Consider the following 15598-nt stretch of genomic DNA (forward strand, 5'->3'; position numbering starts at 1 on the left):
ATTTTGTGGTACGCCAACTTTGGTCGCTGATTGATGTAAAGGCATATAGATGTTGAATAGCTCACAAGGGGGTCTTAACTTTGTTCACGATATACCCGGCGATTGATATTCGCGATGGCAAATGTGTACGACTGGTACAAGGTGATTATAACCAGGAGACAATATACAACGAAAATCCGGTGGAAGTAGCACGAGAATGGGAGCGCTTGGGCGGCTCCTACATTCATTTGGTTGATTTGGACGGTGCCAAAGCAGGTCAACCGGTGAATGATGCGCTCATTGGACGGATTGCTTCTGCGGTGCAAGTACCTGTACAAGTGGGCGGCGGCTTACGTACGCGCGAGCATGTGGAGCGGCTGTTGTCGCTGGGCGTGAGCCGGGTGATTTTGGGCACGGCAGCTATTGAGGATCGTGCTTTTACGGAAGCGGTATTGGGTACCTACGGTGATCGGATCGCCATCGGTCTAGATGCGCGAAATGGCTATGTGGCTACACGTGGATGGCTCGAAACCTCGGAGGTTCGAGCAGATGAATTGGCTGCTGAGTTGGCCTCCAAGGGAGCGGAAACATTTATTTTCACAGATATTTCCCGTGACGGCATGATGCAGGGCCCGAATGTGGAGGCAATCGCAGCGCTTGCCAAAAGCAGTGGACGAACCGTGATTGCATCCGGCGGAGTCAGCAAGATGGATGATCTAATCACACTGAGCACCTATGCGAAAGAAGGCGTAGGCGGAGCTATTGTGGGTAAAGCATTGTATACAGGGAGCATTGATTTACAGGTTGCCGTACAAGCTGTAGCAAAAGCATAGGGGGAGTAGGCATGCTGGCTAAACGTATTATTCCCTGTCTGGATGTAAAGGATGGCAGGGTGGTTAAGGGCGTTAATTTTGTGAACTTACGCGATGCAGGTGACCCGGTGGAGCTGGCTGCGCTTTATGACCGGGAAGGGGCGGACGAAATCGTGTTTCTGGATATATCCGCTTCGGTTGAAGGTCGCGCCACGATGGAAGAAGTAGTTCGCCAGACAGCCGGGGAAATTGCCATTCCTTTCACTGTAGGTGGCGGGATATCTCATGTCGATGATATGAAACGCATTTTGCGTGCCGGTGCTGATAAAATTGGCGTAAATACGGCGGCTGTTCGTAACCCGCAGCTGATTGCGGAAGGTGCGCGCAGCTTTGGTTCACAATGTATCGTTGTTGCCATTGATGCCAAGTACAATGAGGCGTGGGGCGAATGGGAGGTATACACGCACGGAGGCCGCACGCCATCGGGTATTCGAGCCTTGGCCTGGGCTAAGGAAGCAGAGCAACTGGGAGCCGGTGAGATTCTGCTGACCAGCATGAACGCAGATGGAACCAAGGATGGCTTTGACCTGCCACTGACTTCCGCTGTTTCGGATACCGTAGGGATTCCAGTGATTGCTTCCGGCGGAGCCGGCAAACAGGAACATTTCTATGACGTTTTTACGTCAGGTAAAGCAGATGCTGGATTAGCAGCAACGATTTTTCACTATAAAGAAATCGGAATCCCTGAGCTGAAACGGGATTTGAAGCGCAGAGGAGTGGAGATACGATGAGCAGTGAATTGAACCAACAGCTAACTCTGGAGCAGATATTGGATAATGTCCGCTGGAATGAGGCGGGGCTTGTCTCGGCGATTGTGCAAGATGATGCTACGCTTCAGGTGTTGACGCTGGCCTATATGAACCGCGAGTCGCTGAAATTGTCTTTGGAGTCAGGAGAGACCTGGTTCTGGTCACGTTCCAGACAGGAGCTATGGCACAAAGGCGCAACTTCTGGGAATACGCAAAAGATCTCTTCCATCCAGCTGGATTGTGACGGCGATGCTCTATTGGTGCGTGTCATTCCGAGCGGTCCGGCCTGTCATACAGGCGCAACGAGTTGCTTTTCTCGTGATATTTCCGTGCCAGGAACAGCTGTAGCACCTGTGGCAGGAAATGCAGGCGCTCAAGTTTTGGAAGCTCGTACCAATGCTATTTCCAATGCTTCAGAAGGCCGCTTTGAGGTGCTCGCCCAATTGGAGGCAATTATTAAGGAGCGCGAGGAGACACGTCCTGAAGGAGCCTATACGACCTATCTTTTTGATAAAGGCGTAGACAAAATCCTGAAGAAGGTTGGCGAAGAAGCCTCCGAGACGATTATTGCAGCTAAAAACAAAGATAATGAGGAGCTGCGCCTGGAGGTCAGCGACCTGATTTATCACCTGCTGGTGCTGTTGCAGGAGCGCAAGCTTCCACTCGATGACGTGCTGGCTGAGCTGAATCGCCGTCATGAACGCCCTCGTCGTGATTAGGAAGAGTATTGTAGGGTTTGAAAGGGGGAGGGCTACATGAAAATTGACTATCATACGCATCATTCCCGCTGCGGGCATGCGATAGGAAGTCTGGAGGAGTACGTACAGCGGGGAATTCGACTGGGGCTGGATCAGCTCGGTTTGTCCGATCATATGCCGCTGCTGCATGTAGAACCGGCCAACTATTATCCAGAAATGGCGATGCCTATGGATGAGCTGCCCCGATACGTGGAAGAATGCTTGGATCTGAAGGAGCGCTATAAAGGGCAAATTGATATTCGTGTTGGCTTGGAAGGCGACTATATCGAGGGCTGGGAACGCGAAATTGAAGATATCATCCATGCATACCCATGGGATTATGTGATTGGCTCCGTCCACTTTCTCGGTGAGTGGGATGTCACCGACTTCCGTCAGGTACACCATTGGGAAGGCAAAAATGTGCTGGAGGTATACCGCACATATTATGATGCGGTTTCCAAGGCGGCCGCTACGGGTTTATATGACATCATGGGTCATTTGGATGTCATTAAACGTTTCGGCCATCATCCGAAGCCGGAGGAAAAGGAGGAGCTACGTGAATTGGAGCGCTCCGCACTCTCAGCCGTAGCCCGCAGTGGTCGGGCAATGGAACTGAATGCATCAGGGCTTTCCAAACCCTGTGCCGAAATGTTTCCGAGCCGACGCATGCTAGAGGAAGCTTTCACGCTAGGTATCCCGTTGACCATCGGCTCGGATGCCCATGATCCGGCAAAGCTGGCTGAGCACTTGGAGAAGGCGCGAGCGCTTTTATATGAAGTTGGCTATCGCGAGCTAGCTGTATTTCAGCACCGTGAACGTTCACGGGTTCCGTTAGCACTATAATACTTATTTATTGGGTCTTAATGTTATATCTAGTTGCTAGCCGAACGCGCCTTTCATACAGGGGAAATGCGCTCGGCTATTTTGCGTATTTTTGCATATGTATCTATTGGGGTACGAGTACGGAACCGTTTTTTGGAATGAGGTAGGATCGACTGTCAAGTCGTTTTGAAGTTGTGGTATACTGAAGGGTATGAACATGCCAGTTACTTTTAAAGGAGGTGCCTTGGTTATTTATGAAAGGGAAACATCTGCGAGTTTCGGAACCTAGCCCTAAGATTATTGCTTTGCGTTTCGACGCATCTTTCTTTTTTGAGAAAGCTGTGCGCTCGCTTGATCGCAATCATTATGACAAGGCATTGAAATATTTTCGCAAAGCCGTTGAATATGAACCGGATAATCCGGTGAATCATTGCAATATGGCGGGTATATTATCAGAGATGGGGGATTATGCAGGCTCGAATGAGATCCTGTCCTCTGTTCTGAGTGACGTAGACTCGTCGATGACAGAATGTTATTTCTATATGGCGAATAATTACGCTAATATGGAGCAGTTTGAAGAAGCGGAAAAAGCATTGGTCACGTACCTGGAGGAGGACGAAGAAGGCCAGTTTCTTGATGAAGCCGAGGAAATGATGGAGCTGCTCTATTATGAGCTGGACCGTCCAACGAAGCTGAACCGCATTAAGGCCCGGCAGGGAGTGGTCGAGCATGATCAGGCCCGTGTTCTGCTGGAGGAAGGAAAATTTGCTCAGGCAGCCCAACTGCTCAAGCAAATTTCGGAGGAGCAACCGGACATGTTCGCTGCGCGGAATAATCTGGCGCTAGCGTATTACTACATGGGATTGTTCCAAAATGCTAAGGCTACCATTATTCAAGTGTTGGAGGATGAGCCGGGTAATTTACACGCATTGTGCAACTTGGCGATTTTTTATCAGCACGAAGGCGGCGGCCCAGAATTGGATCGTCTGGTTCAAACCTTGGCGGTCACTATACCGTTTCAGGAGGAACAGGTGTTCAAGCTGGCGACCACTATGGGGATTCTCGGGCGCCATGAGGAGGCCTACAGGCATTTCCGCAGGTTGCTTCATAGCAATGGAGAGAACAATGCGGACGCTTCTTTGTACCATTACACAGCGGTGGCTGCCAGCAATACGGGAAGATATGCGGAAGCTCGGCGGTTATGGAGTCATTTGCAAAAGCAGGATGCTTCCTCGGAGGTTCCAAGGTTTTTCCTATCCAGATTGGAAGAGCTTCAGCAGGAAGGTACACCGCTGCAAGTGCTCAGCTATCACTATCATCTCCCGTTTGAGGAGCAATTCCGCATGTGGGAGAAGTTTGGCGCTGAGCAGGTGCCTGACAGTATGAAGAAGGACCCGCTAATCCGATCATCTTTCTTCTGGGCCTTGCGCCACGGAGACCGAGCGACTCAGCTACAGGTTATTCAGGCGTTAAGCTTGATCGGTGACGATGAAGTGCGTCAGGCACTGGAGTCCTTCGTAGAAGATCCTGATCAGGAGAGTGAACTCAAACGCCGTGCTTTGCAAGTATTGCAAGAGCTGGCAGAGCAGGATGTGCAGCATACACACACGGAAACAGAACATCCTGAGCGGTTAGAGGCTGAGCAAGATCCGCATACAACTGAAGGTGACATTTCTGCTTCACCAGTTGATCCACAATGGCAGGCCGTGCTGGACAAGGTACTAACCGTCATGAGCAAATCATCCGATCCGGCCATGCAGCATGATTTGAGATCACTTTGGCAGGAGTATTTGGATCGGCTTGCTCCAGAGGTCCCGATGGTTCAGCATACTGAGGGATGGGCAGCTGCACTAGAATATTTGACAGCCAAAATGCATCATCATTCCGTCACCTATCAGGAAGTAGCTGACCGCTATGGTATTTCCGTATCGACCGTAAGCCGCTACGCACGTCAAATTGACAGCGTGTGTGGTATCAAACAGAAGCTAAAGCAGCCGCTCTCCACGTTTAAAAAGCAGGTCTAACATCTGCTCCAAACATCACTTAAAGGAGGCAACAAACGTATGTATAAATCCATAATTATTGGTACAGGTCCTGCAGGCTACACAGCCGCTATTTATTTGGCACGCGCCAACATGAATCCGCTGATCATTGAAGGAATGCAGCCCGGTGGGCAGCTTACCACAACGACTGAAATTGAAAATTTCCCGGGTTTTGAGCAAGGTATTCTCGGACCTGAGCTGATGGATAACATGCGCAAGCAGGCCGAACGTTTTGGCGCTGAGTTTACTTCCGGTTGGGTAGAGGAAGTCGATTTCAGCAAGCGCCCTTTTAAAGTGAAGGTAGAGGGTAAAGGCATCATTGAGGCGGAGTCGGTTATTATTGCTACAGGCGCGTCCGCCAAATATCTCGGCATTCCGGGTGAGCAGGACAATGTAGGTCGCGGAGTTAGCACATGCGCAACTTGCGACGGCTTCTTTTTCCGTGGGAAAAAGATTATCGTGGTCGGCGGTGGCGATTCAGCCATGGAGGAAGCGAGCTTCTTGACCCGTTTCGCTTCCAGCGTAACCTTGGTCCATCGTCGTGACGAATTGCGGGCATCTAAAATTATGCAAGACCGCGCACGTGAAAATGAAAAAGTACATTGGGCATTAAATCGTACTCCTCTGGAAGTTGTAACAGGGGAAACTGGCTTAAAGGGCTTGAAAGTACACAATAATGAGACCAACCAGGATGAGCTGATTGAGGCAGATGGCGTGTTTGTGGCGATTGGCCATACACCGAACACAGGCTTCCTGAACGGACAAATTCATACCGATGAACACGGCTATATTGAAGTGAAGCCAGGCACGACGGAAACGAACATCCCGGGTGTTTTTGCCTGTGGGGACGTGCAGGATAACCGTTATCGACAAGCCATTACGGCTGCGGGAACGGGATGTATGGCGGCTATGGATTGCGAGAAGTATCTTGAAGGCAGCGCTGTCCACGACTGGAGCGAAACACTGGATCAATAAAGAGTGTCTATAATACACAAAGTGGCTCATGTGAGGGGCTAAGCCCCCTCTGTTAAGCCCCGTTGTTTGTTCAGGAAGAGAAAGCCTGGTGCATTTGCACAGGCTTTCTCCTTTTTATGATTATTGAATTTATAAATTTTCAGCGGAGCTGAACAATTCTATAATCACAAGAAAAATTCCGTTAAGCGTGGTCTGGCTTCCTTGAAAGTACGTCAATAGACGTTTTTCTTACGGAGGCATGAGTTAAAAAGTTCAGCTAATCGTACATTTTTCAACAGGTAAGTGTCCTTGACCGTAACGGGGGCTTCAATTATAGTTGGAACGTAGGATTACTCCTACGAGGCAGGAATTTTAAGCATATATTTTATACCAGTTTTTTAAGTAAACATAAAGGTGGCTTGGAACATGTCTGAAAGTATCTATGTAGGTGTCGATTTGGGCGGTACCGCGATTAAAGTCGGCATTTGTAATGAAGACGGACAGCTTTTGCACACATATGAGGGACCAACCGAAACCGATAAAGGTGTAGACGTTGTCATCGGTAATATCGAAAAATATGTGCGGCATATTGTTGAGCAATCTCCTTATGAGTGGGATCAACTAAAAGGTGTCGGTGCAGGTGTTGCAGGTTTTACGAATGTTCGTGATGGTATTATTGTCCTCGCTCCTAATATTGGCTTTCGTGACGTACCGATCCGTGCGCTCCTAGAGAACCGGATTGGCAAGCCTGTAAAAATAGACAACGATGCGAATGTTGCTGCGCTGGGTGAGGCTTGGGCTGGCGCAGGCAAAGGCATAGAAAACTGTGTATGCTATACCCTGGGAACAGGTGTAGGTGGCGGTATTATTATAAATGGTAGAATATACCAAGGTTCTTCGGGTATGGCTGGGGAATTTGGACATATCAGCGTCGTGCCTGATCTGGAGGCTATTCAGTGTGGATGCGGCAAAATGGGTTGCTTGGAAACTGTATCTTCCGCAACAGGCATCATTCGTATGGCCAAGGATGCTGTGGAACGTGGCGACCGGACCTCTCTGGCGCTGGAAGATCACATTGCTGCCAAGGAAGTATTCGATGCTGCTAAAGCTGGGGATGAAGTCGCGTTGCGTATCGTGAACCGGGCTGCCTTTTATTTGGGGAAATCGATGGCAGCGGTTGCCGCTGTGCTTAATCCAGAGTTGTTTATTATAGGCGGCGGTGTTTCTAAAGCAGGCGACTTTTTGTTTGAAGAGATGCGTCGCGTATACGCCAAGCTGGCACCTGAGCCGCTTCAAAAAGGGGTATATATCGTACCAGCGGTTTTAGGCAATGACGCGGGTATCGTAGGGGCTGCTGGGTTGCTGCTGCGCTCTTAATCCGGGGTTGACGATAGGGGTACTGACATAGAGCAAAGAAGCAAAAGGAGAGGGAAGTCCATATGACAGATAATTTAAAAAATGCTGCACCGTGGGCAACGCTCATTATTATTACAGGGATGTCAGGCGCAGGGAAGACCATTGCGGTGCAAAGCCTTGAAGACTTGGGCTTCTTCTGCGTTGATAATCTGCCCCCTGTGCTGATTCCCAAATTTGCCGAGTTGATTGAGCAGTCTAACGGTAAAATTGGCAAGGTGGCTCTCGTCATTGATCTACGCGGACGAGAATTTTTCACCGCCTTGTCAGAATCGCTAAATTATATTAAAGATCATTTTACGATTCATTGTGAAATTTTATTCTTGAATGCGAATGACGGTGTTCTTGTACAACGGTACAAGGAAAGCCGTCGACGGCATCCGCTTGCTCCAGATGGTATGCCTTTGGACGGGATTCGATTGGAGCGTAAGATGTTGGAAGAACTCAAAAGCTCCGCTACACAGGTTATTGATACCAGTACGATGAAGCCCGCAACCTTAAAGGCGAGGATTATTTCGAGATTTTCCCATCTGGAGAGCAGTATGCTGTCCGTGAACATTACATCTTTTGGCTTCAAGTATGGTATTCCCATTGATGCCGATCTTGTATTCGATGTGCGTTTCCTGCCTAATCCCCACTATGTGGACCAACTACGTCCACACACGGGACAGGATAGCGATGTATATGATTATGTTATGAAGTGGCCGGAGACCCAGGCGTTTCTAACCAAGTTGTTGGATATGTTGCACTTTTTGATTCCGCAGTATCGCAAAGAAGGTAAAAGCCAGGTCATTATCGGTATTGGCTGTACTGGAGGTAAGCATCGTTCAGTTGCAATATCGGAGTATTTAGGAAAAATGCTGGGTGCCAGCGAGACAGAATCCGTTTCTGTTTCGCATCGGGATGCTGATCGGGACCGGCATTAATGAGGTGAAATCATGAAAGAGACCGGATCACAACGGGAGCGCCCACGTATTGTTGTTATGGGCGGCGGAACCGGCTTGTCCGTCATGCTGCGGGGCTTGAAGCAAAAGCCGCTGGATATTACGGCTATTGTTACAGTCGCTGACGATGGCGGAAGCTCCGGGATATTGCGCAGTGAGCTGCAGATGCCCCCTCCAGGGGATATCCGCAATGTGCTGACTGCCTTGGCTGACGTGGAACCAGTAATGTCAGATATGCTAAAATACCGTTTCGGTGCTGGATCAGGATTGTCAGGCCATAGTCTGGGGAATTTGATCTTAGCAGCGATGACTGATATATCGGGGGATTTTGTAACGGCGGTGCGTGAGCTTAGCCGTGTATTTGCTGTCCGGGGGCGTGTACTGCCAGCGGCTGAAGAAGGCGTTGTGCTCAGCGCCGAGATGGAGGATGGCACGGTGATCACCGGGGAGTCCAAAATCCCGGAAGCGGGCGGACGCATCAAACGTGTTTTTCTTGAACCGACTCACGTGGAGCCGTTGCCTGAGGCTGTGGAAGCCATTAATGAAGCCGATGCGATTCTGATTGGTCCCGGCAGTCTATATACCAGCATTTTACCGAATCTGCTTGTGCCAAAGCTTGCTGAGGCTGTGGTGAAATCAAATGCGATCAAAATATTTGTCTGCAACGTGATGACCCAGCCAGGGGAAACCGACGGCTATACAGTGGGAGATCATCTGCAAGCGATCTATGAGCATGTTGGGCATCACCTCTTTGACTATGTCATTGTGAATAACGGGGAAATTCCACCCCAAGTACAGGAGATGTATGCCGAGCAGGGAGCTAAGCCTGTTCAGGTAGACATGGGCGAGCTGGCTGATCGAGGATATAAAGTAGTGGCAGATACGTTAGTTCTGTTCCGTACGTATTTACGGCATGATGCCGACAAACTGAGCCAGCATATTTACCAATTGGTACAAAACTGGATGTTAAGAAGGAGGTGAGTCCCTTGTCCTTTGCGGCACAAACGAAAAAAGAGCTTACGATGATTGAAAGCCAGCCCTGCTGTGAAAAAGCGGAACTGTCTGCGCTCATACGTATGCTCGGATCCGTACAACTGTCGAATAAAAGGGTGATATTGGACGTGTCCACAGAAAATGCCGCGATTGCAAGGCGGATTTACTCCTTGATCAAAAAGCATTTTCAACTTCACATCGAACTGCTTGTACGGAAAAAAATGCGCTTGAAAAAAAATAATGTGTATATTGTCCGTATCCCCAATGGTGTACAAGAGCTGCTAAAGGAGCTTTATATTGTCTCAGAAGGTTTCTTGTTCACTGACGGGATTAATCGTGATATCATTCGGAAAAACTGTTGTAAGCGGGCTTATTTGCGGGGTGCCTTTATGGCAGGTGGCTCTGTGAATAATCCAGAGGGGTCGTCTTACCACCTTGAGATTTCTTCGATGTATGAGGAGCATTGTCAGGCGTTAGTTGATCTCGCTAATGAGTTTCATCTCAACGCCCGCTGTATTGAGCGAAAAAAAGGCTTTATCCTTTACATCAAGGAAGGCGAGAAGATCATTGAGCTGCTCAGTATCATTGGGGCGCACCAAGCCCTGTTCAAGTTTGAGGATGTACGCATTATGCGCGATATGCGCAATTCCGTAAACCGTATTGTTAATTGCGAAACAGCGAATTTGAACAAGACGATCGGAGCCGCTGTCCGGCAAATTGAGAATATCAAGCTGCTGGAGAGGGAAGTTGGTTTGGAGACCTTGCCGGATAAGCTGCGTGAAGTGGCAGAAATTCGACTCGCTCATCCCGATTTGAATTTGAAAGAAGTCGGGGAAATGCTCAAAGGGGTCGTGAGTAAATCGGGTGTAAATCATCGACTTCGCAAAATTGATGAGATGGCTGACAAAATCAGGGGGGAAAACGGCCTGATTCCGTAAAAAAGGGTCTGTGGGGCTCTTAGCCCCGGTTTTTTTAGTTTTTTTTCTAGTGTCTGTCCCGGGTTAATGTTATAATGTGATAAATAAAATGGAGTAAATAGCGTCCAGATTTATTTGATGAGGGGGTAAGCTGACATGTCAAAACATCCAGTAGTCGTACGCTTGAAAACAGGACTGCACGCCAGACCTGCTGCGTTGTTCGTACAGGAAGCGAATAAATATTCATCAGAAATTTTTGTGGAAAAAGAAGACAAAAAGGTTAATGCCAAGAGCATCATGGGTATTATGAGCCTCGCCATCAGTACAGGTACTGAAATCAATATTAGTGCCGAAGGTGCGGACGCCGAACAGGCTGTAAACGCTTTAGTAAGTCTGGTTAGTAAGGTTGAACTGGAAAATCAATAAACGAACATCTGCTTTGTGATATGATGTACTCTTAGTGAAAGCCCCCTCGGGGGCTTTTTTTGTATCCAGAGAAAAGCATTCAACCCGTCCCACCATTAAGCTATTGATGTATATTTATTTGAATATAGCGACCGCATTAAGTCCAAGCTACAAATAATTAAAACCCCTGTGGTATGCCTTGTTTCGGAAATTTATACCGCTTGACTGCAACCTTTTACCGTTTTTTCCGTCTGGAAGGTACAAACATTTTCAAGAAAGAGGTTGAGTACGATGAGAGTTTGGACAAAAACAGTAAGCACAGCAATTCTTGCAGGAGCATTATTAGCTGGAGGAGTAGCAGGAGGGCTGTGGACGGGAGCTGATCGCGCTTATGCTGCAACGGCGACGACGGCGAATGGTGTAATTAATGTGAGTGGAAGTGGTGAAATAATGGCTAAGCCAGACATCGCTTATCTCTCCATTGGGGTGCAATCGGAAGGAAATACTGCTGCTGCTGCTCAAAAAGCTAATGCTGCGAAAATAAACAAGGTCACACAGCTGTTAAAAGGAAAATGGAGTATCAGTGCAGACGATATTCAGACAAGCCAGTTCTCTGTACAACCTAACTATACCTATAACGAGAAAGAAGGACAGAAGCTCAAAGGCTACATTGCTAACCATACACTTTCTGTGAAATATCGCAACTTGGACAAAATTGGTCAGCTGCTGGATGAGGCTACAAACTCCGGTGCAAACAACGTAGATAATATACAGTTTTCCGTAGAGAATCCTTCTTCTTATGAGGAAGCTGCTATTGCAAAAGCGTTGGATAACGCTCAATCCAAAGCCAGTGCCGTAGCAAAATCAGCTAAACGCGGCTTAGGGGCTCTGGTGAATGTGACAGTAGATGGCGGGGAAGCTCAGGTTTTCACACAACGTGAGAATGCCATGTCCAAAGCGCTCATGGATATGAGTGGCGGAACAGAGATACAGTCGGGCCAAGTAACGGTGAAAGTCCAAGTGTCTGCCCAATATGAGATGAACTAGTATAGGCCATTAAACGGAGCCGCAAGCGCCTGCAACATTGCAGGGTGACTTGTTGGCTTCTTTTGTCTATTGAAACCGTTTTGTAATGAGTCTGTCATAGCTAATGGCTGTTAGGTGTACAGATTGAAATCAGTGAGTGTACAGATTGTAAACCACATACAATAGGGTATAGATATAATAAGAAAAGTGATCAAAACACATAGATAATACAGATTCACAATAGGAGGAATACTTACGATGAACAAGCATACGAAAAAATGGGGCTCAGCACTGCTGGCAGCGGGAATCTTAGCAGGGGTTGCGGTCGTTCCCGTTTCCTATATTGAGGCAGCTTCGACCAAACAGCAGCAAGCGACAACACAGCAACCAGGGGTCACCATCCAATGGAATGGTAAAACGTTGGCCGCTAAAGGTGTACAAGTGAACGGGAACACAATGATTCCAGTGGCAGCACTGCGTGATAGTTTGGGAATTCCGGTGAGCTATGACACCAAGGAAGGGACATATACAGTGGGGAGCGGGTACAACAAGCTCTATATCGTGGTCTCCTCCTCGGATGCCTATGCCAATGTGAACGGGATCAACACGCGCAGCATGGATGCCAAAATGATCGCCGGGAAGCTATATATTCCTATGAGTCTGCTGAAAGACTATCTGGGTATCGATGCGCAGTGGAATGCAACTCAGAAAACAGTAACATTGAGTAAAAGCCAGCTAAATCCGATCACAATTGCATCTCAGACGCTTCCAGCTTCGAGTAATGCAAAGGTATCCTATAAGATTAAGTATCCGCAAATCAGCGGCAGCCAGCTGAATCCTGAGGCTCAACAGGCCATTAATAATATGCTTAAAAAGCATGCAGAGACAGTATTGGCAGCAGGCAAAAAGATGGTGGCAGAGGGAGAGGTTACAGCAGAAAGACCGTATGATTTCGAAAATGATTTTGCAATTGCCTATAATAAGGACGGTATTCTAAGTGTGATTATGCAGGACTACTCGTATACAGGTGGCGCACACGGTATGACGGCACGTAAAGGATATACGTTCTCGCTTGCTGATGGTAAGCTGTTGCAATTGTCTGACGTATTGAAGGCAAATCCTAACTACAAAAAGTTCCTGAATGCTGATTTGAAGAAAAAAATTGATGCGCTCCAGGCTGGCGAAGGTTTTGAGAAATTTAAAGAGTTGGCCTCAGATCAGAATTTTTATGTGACCAACAGTGGAGTAACCATCGTGTTTGATTTGTATGATTATGCGCCATACGCTTATGGAATTCCGGAGTTTACTTACTCGTTCGCTCAACTGCTGCCTCAGGGCGGTAAGCCTTTTGCGGGACAAAATCAATAATCTGGATTAGTTATATATTGAAAATTAATAGTAAATAAAAAAGACTGCCTACCGGATACGAAAATCCGAGGCAGCCTTTTTATTTACCAGCTATTCAGAAGAAAACCACTTTTCTTATACACCTTCTGGAGAGGAGCTAGTTAACACTTTATCAATAATACCGTATTCCTTGGCATCATCAGCGGACATGAAATAGTCACGGTCTGTGTCTTTTTCGATGCGTTCCAGTGGTTGACCTGTGCGATCTGCGAGAATGCGGTTCAACTTGTCACGCATTTTCAGAATGCGACGGGCGCGAATTTCGATATCCGTTGCCTGTCCTTGTGCACCGCCTAGTGGCTGGTGAATCATAATTTCACTGTTTGGCAAGGCAAAACGTTTACCTTTGGCACCTGCATTCAGCAAGAAAGCACCCATGGAAGCAGCCATACCTACACAAATGGTAGATACGTCAGGTTTAATGTATTGCATCGTATCGAAAATGGCCATACCAGCTGTGATGGAACCGCCAGGGCTGTTAATATACAAGTGAATGTCTTTTTCAGGATCTTCAGCAGCCAAAAACAGCATTTGGGCAATAATTGAGTTGGCTACAACGTCATTGACGTCCGAGCCCAACAAAATAATGCGATCCTTCAACAGTCTGGAATAAATGTCATAGGCGCGTTCGCCGCGGTTACTTTGTTCTACTACCATAGGAACATAGCTCACGTCAAAAAACCTCCCTTAAATCGTTAGTGGATTTGGTGGATATGCCGAATACACATCCCTATTTATAAACTGTTACCGTATTAACCACATGATAAACAATTTCAAACAAAAAGTCAAAGAAAGTCAAACTATTGATTAAAAAAAAGAACGCTTAGCGCTCTTTTTGGTTAAAAACATTATATGGAACATTTAGCCAATCATATAAAACGACGCGCCCGCGAGGAATCGAACCTCGATCTCAGGCTCCGGAGGCCTACGTCATATCCGTTGGACCACGGGCGCAAAGATGAATCATTACAAGCAACCAACTAATTAATTGGAAACAAAGATGATTATATGATATACGGCATTGAATTGCAAGCTTTTATTACGTGCGCATATTCACATAAAAAGTTGAGAAATATAGGTTCAGATAGACTTGCATGTGAAGCAAATATTGGGTAAGATATACGTGGGACTTAAAAAGTTATCCCGGGACATTTTAAGACCAGTTAGAGATATAGCATAGAGACAGAACTTAGAAGTGTGCGGGAGTGGAAAGCATGCGAAAGATATTAGAAATACAGAAGCAGCTTCTGCCCGACCTCATGGATGTTTTGAAAAAAAGGTACACGATCCTGCATCAGATTATGTTGTCCGAAGTTATCGGACGCAGAACACTGGCAGCTTCACTGGATATGACCGAGCGCGTACTGCGCGCTGAGACTGATCTCCTTAAAGCGCAAGGGCTAATTGAGATTGAGAGTGTGGGCATGAAGGTGAGCAAAGCAGGACTGGATCTGCTGGAACAGCTGGAGCCGATTGCGAACAACTTGTTCGGCCTGTCCCAATTGGAGGATCAGATTCGTCAAGCCTACGGTTTGAGGAAGGTGGTTGTCGTTCCAGGGGATTCGGATGCTTCACCGTTAGCGAAGCAGGAACTGGGCCGTGCTGGCGCAAAGGCGCTGCTGAGTGTTATGGATGACGAGGACGTGGTCGCTGTAACAGGTGGCACGACGATTGCAGATGTGGCGGAACAACTGGCATTACCTGCTAACGGCCCGCTTAAGGGCGGATGGTTTGTACCGGCACGCGGGGGTTTGGGAGAGAGCATGGAAATGCAGGCAAATACAATTGCCTCCACGATGGCTCGCAAGGTCGGCGCTCAATACCGTCTGCTCCATGTACCGGATTTGCTCAGCAATCATGCTTACAACTCCTTGCTTGAGGATACGAATATTCAGGATATATTAAGCCTGATTCGAGAGAGTCGTATTATCATTCACGGGATAGGCAACGCCATAGCAATGGCCCACAGACGCAAGCTTGACCCTGAAACCTTTGCCCAGATCAGCAATGAGGGTGCGGTCGCCGAATCGTTTGGTTATTATTTTAACGAAGACGGCGTCGTTGTTCACAGAATGCTGACGCTCGGACTCCGTTTGGAGGACATCAGGCGTACGGAGACGGTGTTAGGTGTGGCTGGAGGCAAGAGCAAGGCTGCTGCTATTCATGCAGTATTGCGTTTCGGACAGGAAGACATTCTTGTCACCGACGAAGGCGCTGCTGCCGAGATTGTAAGCCGTTATTTAAGAGATTGATAAGGTTTTTTAATTGTGTTGTCTTGACGGGCTTTCGGGTCTGTCTTGAATATATAAAACTAAACTAAACGAACTTTGGGAGGAAC

At 47.7% G+C, this 15598-nt stretch carries 15 protein-coding genes and 1 tRNA gene; 14 read left to right on the top strand and 2 right to left on the bottom strand.

Going from position 1 to position 15598, the window contains the following annotated elements; translation table 11 throughout:
- Positions 1–80: 80 nt before the first annotated feature.
- The 13 genes from hisA to ACH59B_RS00915 all read left to right on the top strand — a co-directional run bounded on the left by hisA (position 81) and on the right by ACH59B_RS00915 (position 13221).
- On the top strand, positions 81–812 hold the full coding sequence (hisA, locus tag ACH59B_RS00855) for a 1-(5-phosphoribosyl)-5-[(5-phosphoribosylamino)methylideneamino]imidazole-4-carboxamide isomerase (RefSeq protein ID WP_016820118.1): 732 nt from the start codon (positions 81–83) through the stop codon (positions 810–812).
- Between the two features lie 11 nt (positions 813–823).
- Complete coding sequence (hisF, locus tag ACH59B_RS00860; RefSeq protein WP_016820119.1) at positions 824–1582, top strand: imidazole glycerol phosphate synthase subunit HisF; 759 nt, start codon at positions 824–826, stop codon at positions 1580–1582.
- Positions 1579–2319 (top strand): bifunctional phosphoribosyl-AMP cyclohydrolase/phosphoribosyl-ATP diphosphatase HisIE, encoded by a 741-nt coding sequence (hisIE, locus tag ACH59B_RS00865; RefSeq protein ID WP_017427879.1) that lies wholly within the window; start codon positions 1579–1581, stop codon positions 2317–2319. The genes hisF and hisIE overlap by 4 nt, the downstream gene beginning before the upstream one ends.
- Positions 2320–2355: 36 nt before the next feature.
- Positions 2356–3180: a histidinol-phosphatase HisJ gene (gene hisJ / locus ACH59B_RS00870; protein WP_017427878.1), complete on the top strand. Its 825-nt coding sequence runs from the start codon at positions 2356–2358 to the stop codon at positions 3178–3180.
- Between the two features lie 233 nt (positions 3181–3413).
- The gene (locus ACH59B_RS00875; RefSeq protein ID WP_017427877.1) at positions 3414–5183 is read left to right on the top strand and encodes a tetratricopeptide repeat protein; all 1770 of its coding nucleotides are present in this window, start codon (positions 3414–3416) and stop codon (positions 5181–5183) included.
- A 39-nt stretch (positions 5184–5222) separates the two neighbouring features.
- Positions 5223–6176, top strand: a complete 954-nt coding sequence (trxB, locus tag ACH59B_RS00880) for a thioredoxin-disulfide reductase (protein ID WP_013368806.1) — start codon at positions 5223–5225, stop codon at positions 6174–6176.
- A 405-nt stretch (positions 6177–6581) separates the two neighbouring features.
- Positions 6582–7532 (top strand): ROK family glucokinase, encoded by a 951-nt coding sequence (locus ACH59B_RS00885; RefSeq protein ID WP_404303107.1) that lies wholly within the window; start codon positions 6582–6584, stop codon positions 7530–7532.
- 62 nt (positions 7533–7594) lie between these two features.
- The gene (gene rapZ, locus ACH59B_RS00890) at positions 7595–8494 is read left to right on the top strand and encodes an RNase adapter RapZ (RefSeq protein WP_013368808.1); all 900 of its coding nucleotides are present in this window, start codon (positions 7595–7597) and stop codon (positions 8492–8494) included.
- A 12-nt stretch (positions 8495–8506) separates the two neighbouring features.
- Positions 8507–9493 carry a YvcK family protein gene (gene yvcK, locus ACH59B_RS00895; protein ID WP_045244936.1) on the top strand — a complete coding sequence of 329 codons (987 nt, stop codon included), beginning with the start codon at positions 8507–8509 and terminating at the stop codon, positions 9491–9493.
- A 5-nt stretch (positions 9494–9498) separates the two neighbouring features.
- Positions 9499–10443, top strand: coding sequence for a DNA-binding protein WhiA (gene whiA / locus ACH59B_RS00900; protein WP_013368810.1), 945 nt, complete (start codon positions 9499–9501; stop codon positions 10441–10443).
- A gap of 135 nt (positions 10444–10578) precedes the next feature.
- Positions 10579–10848, top strand: a complete 270-nt coding sequence (locus ACH59B_RS00905; protein ID WP_013368811.1) for an HPr family phosphocarrier protein — start codon at positions 10579–10581, stop codon at positions 10846–10848.
- Positions 10849–11118: 270 nt separating this feature from the next.
- Positions 11119–11874 carry an SIMPL domain-containing protein gene (locus ACH59B_RS00910; protein ID WP_045244937.1) on the top strand — a complete coding sequence of 252 codons (756 nt, stop codon included), beginning with the start codon at positions 11119–11121 and terminating at the stop codon, positions 11872–11874.
- Between the two features lie 237 nt (positions 11875–12111).
- On the top strand, positions 12112–13221 hold the full coding sequence (locus ACH59B_RS00915) for a PdaC/SigV domain-containing protein (protein WP_123796633.1): 1110 nt from the start codon (positions 12112–12114) through the stop codon (positions 13219–13221).
- Between the two features lie 114 nt (positions 13222–13335).
- Here ACH59B_RS00915 and clpP read toward each other — a convergent pair whose 3' ends face one another.
- Both clpP and ACH59B_RS00925 read right to left on the bottom strand, forming a co-directional pair.
- Positions 13336–13932, bottom strand: a complete 597-nt coding sequence (gene clpP, locus ACH59B_RS00920) for an ATP-dependent Clp endopeptidase proteolytic subunit ClpP (protein WP_013368815.1) — start codon at positions 13930–13932, stop codon at positions 13336–13338.
- Between the two features lie 210 nt (positions 13933–14142).
- Positions 14143–14214, bottom strand: a tRNA-Arg gene (locus tag ACH59B_RS00925).
- 260 nt (positions 14215–14474) lie between these two features.
- Here ACH59B_RS00925 and ACH59B_RS00930 point away from each other — a divergent pair.
- On the top strand, positions 14475–15512 hold the full coding sequence (locus ACH59B_RS00930) for a sugar-binding transcriptional regulator (protein ID WP_017427871.1): 1038 nt from the start codon (positions 14475–14477) through the stop codon (positions 15510–15512).
- The last annotated feature ends 86 nt before the right edge of the window (positions 15513–15598 follow it).

This window comes from Paenibacillus sp. DP01, from assembly GCF_044784315.1.
Taxonomy (GTDB): Bacteria; Bacillota; Bacilli; order Paenibacillales; family Paenibacillaceae; genus Paenibacillus; species Paenibacillus polymyxa.

What these genes read in the sequence shown, in the direction of transcription:
- hisIE (WP_017427879.1), top strand. Translation starts at nt 1,579, where the DNA reads ATGAGCAGTGAATTGAACCAACAGCTAACTCTGGAGCAGATATTGGAT.
- yvcK (WP_045244936.1), top strand. Translation starts at nt 8,507, where the DNA reads ATGAAAGAGACCGGATCACAACGGGAGCGCCCACGTATTGTTGTTATG.
- trxB (WP_013368806.1), top strand. Translation starts at nt 5,223, where the DNA reads ATGTATAAATCCATAATTATTGGTACAGGTCCTGCAGGCTACACAGCC.
- ACH59B_RS00875 (WP_017427877.1), top strand. Translation starts at nt 3,414, where the DNA reads ATGAAAGGGAAACATCTGCGAGTTTCGGAACCTAGCCCTAAGATTATT.
- ACH59B_RS00915 (WP_123796633.1), top strand. Translation starts at nt 12,112, where the DNA reads ATGAACAAGCATACGAAAAAATGGGGCTCAGCACTGCTGGCAGCGGGA.
- hisJ (WP_017427878.1), top strand. Translation starts at nt 2,356, where the DNA reads ATGAAAATTGACTATCATACGCATCATTCCCGCTGCGGGCATGCGATA.
- ACH59B_RS00905 (WP_013368811.1), top strand. Translation starts at nt 10,579, where the DNA reads ATGTCAAAACATCCAGTAGTCGTACGCTTGAAAACAGGACTGCACGCC.
- rapZ (WP_013368808.1), top strand. Translation starts at nt 7,595, where the DNA reads ATGACAGATAATTTAAAAAATGCTGCACCGTGGGCAACGCTCATTATT.
- ACH59B_RS00910 (WP_045244937.1), top strand. Translation starts at nt 11,119, where the DNA reads ATGAGAGTTTGGACAAAAACAGTAAGCACAGCAATTCTTGCAGGAGCA.
- hisF (WP_016820119.1), top strand. Translation starts at nt 824, where the DNA reads ATGCTGGCTAAACGTATTATTCCCTGTCTGGATGTAAAGGATGGCAGG.
- ACH59B_RS00930 (WP_017427871.1), top strand. Translation starts at nt 14,475, where the DNA reads ATGCGAAAGATATTAGAAATACAGAAGCAGCTTCTGCCCGACCTCATG.
- ACH59B_RS00885 (WP_404303107.1), top strand. Translation starts at nt 6,582, where the DNA reads ATGTCTGAAAGTATCTATGTAGGTGTCGATTTGGGCGGTACCGCGATT.